Source organism: Enhygromyxa salina, from assembly GCF_000737335.2.
Classification (GTDB): domain Bacteria; phylum Myxococcota_A; class Polyangia; order Nannocystales; family Nannocystaceae; genus Plesiocystis; species Plesiocystis salina_C.
Window position 1 is genome coordinate 1 of record NZ_JMCC02000005.1, and the last position, 1,619, is coordinate 1,619.

At 63.2% G+C, this 1,619-nt stretch carries 1 protein-coding gene and 1 pseudogene; one reads left to right on the forward strand and one right to left on the reverse strand.

The features are described 5' to 3' along the window. A pseudogene (locus tag DB30_RS02760) lies at positions 1 to 630 on the forward strand (hypothetical protein); the annotation flags it as partial. Positions 631 to 867: 237 nt separating this feature from the next. Here the strand turns inward: DB30_RS02760 and DB30_RS02765 are convergent. Further along, the gene (locus DB30_RS02765) at positions 868 to 1,218 is read right to left on the reverse strand and encodes a hypothetical protein (protein WP_146657909.1); all 351 of its coding nucleotides are present in this window, start codon (positions 1,216 to 1,218) and stop codon (positions 868 to 870) included. Between the last annotated feature and the right edge of the window lie 401 nt (positions 1,219 to 1,619).

Sequence of the window (1,619 nt, forward strand, 5' to 3'; positions counted from 1 at the left end):
GGCCGCTTCGACACGGTGTGGTCCGGGGACGGGCCCTGTGACACGCAGCGGGCGACCGACGACGAGTCCCTCATGGACATGGTCTATACCATCACGAACCCGGTGTCGGCTGGGCTCGTGAAATGGGGTCGGCTCTGGTCAGGGTTCACGACGGCGGAGTGGCGATTCGGGGAGACGCGGACGTTCAAGCGGCCAGAGGGGTTCTTCGATGCTGACGGGGAGATGCCGGCCGAGGTGTCGCTGACCTTGGCGCGGCCGCCGATCTTCCGCGAGCTGGACGACGACGCGCTCTACGAGAAGCTGGCGGCGGCGGTGCGCGGGAAGGAGCTTTCGGTGCAGGCCGAGTTTCGTGCCAAAGGCCGGCGGTTCATGGGTCTGCGCAAGCTCGCTCGGCAGGATTGGAACCGGTCTGCGGTGAGCTTCGAGGAGCGCTTCACGGTGACGCCGAAGGTCGCCGCGTCGTCGCAGTGGCGGCGGTTGGCGCAGCTGCAGCGTGACCGAAAGTGGGAGGCCGAGTACGCGGCGGCGCGTGAGCTGTGGCGAGCCGGGAAGCCGGCGGTGTTTCCGGCGGGGACGTACTGGTTGTCTCGGTTCGCGGGGGTCAGCGTGGCCCAGCATCGGCCCGCGTGAACCGGAGTTCCTGTGAGTGGCGGGGCCGTTCGAGGCTATGCCGCCGGACAGTGATTGTGCCGAGGCCACGGGTGGGTGCTTGGGTGGGTAGATGGTCGGGGAATTGGGTGATCAAGACCCCAAGAGGGCGTGTGATAGTGACTCGCCCTCGGTCGTGGAGCGAGTCGGGCGTCGCGCCGGGCGACCTCTCTCGGGAGACTCCCCGTCCGGTATCTCATTCGGTATCTCCATGACATTTCATTGCTGGTGCCGTCGCCCGCAAACCGGACAACCTAGGCAGCCACCGTAAAACAATAGATGTTCTTCACAGTATTCCAAGTTGGCTTTACCGTCCGGCCCATAGCTTTCCTGAAACACCTCTACGTCGGACACTTTTTCGGCAGCATCAAGCCGTTCTCGGACAGAATTACTCCACCCTCGACCCGCCGAGAATAGCACCGGCGCATTCGAGCGAATCGAACCAGCAATCTTACGTAACACATCTGCCCGGGACACCTCCGGGTGCACGGACGCGATCTTTTCGGCCAGCCAACGCTTCGAAGTTGATGAAGCGACACCCCAAAGGTCGAACTTGATCGGGTCTTCCACGTCATAGCCTCGGATTTGTCTCATTGAAGCGGACAGCTCGCCCGCTACCAACAGGTATCACTTGCGACGACCGTTGCGGGGACCCAAGGAGTCGAAGTTGCTTCATGACCTGCATATCTGGCCCACTGGCCCACGGAGTTCCACTCGGATGCGTGTAATATATGAACATTCGATTCGCCTCAAAATTCTTCGGGAAACCGGACTGAGAGTCCTCATTTTGATCCTCCGAGCACTCGCCGGTCAAGTGGCCCGCCCACGTCACGCAAGAAACCCTGCACCACGGCCGGCCGCGGGCCAACAACCTGGCGTGGCCCTTTCCTCCGCTCAGAAACAACCCAGCGCTGATCGCCGTGTAGCGAACCGGGCCCGCGCCGAGACGCGGCCCCACGCGCGGGTCCGCG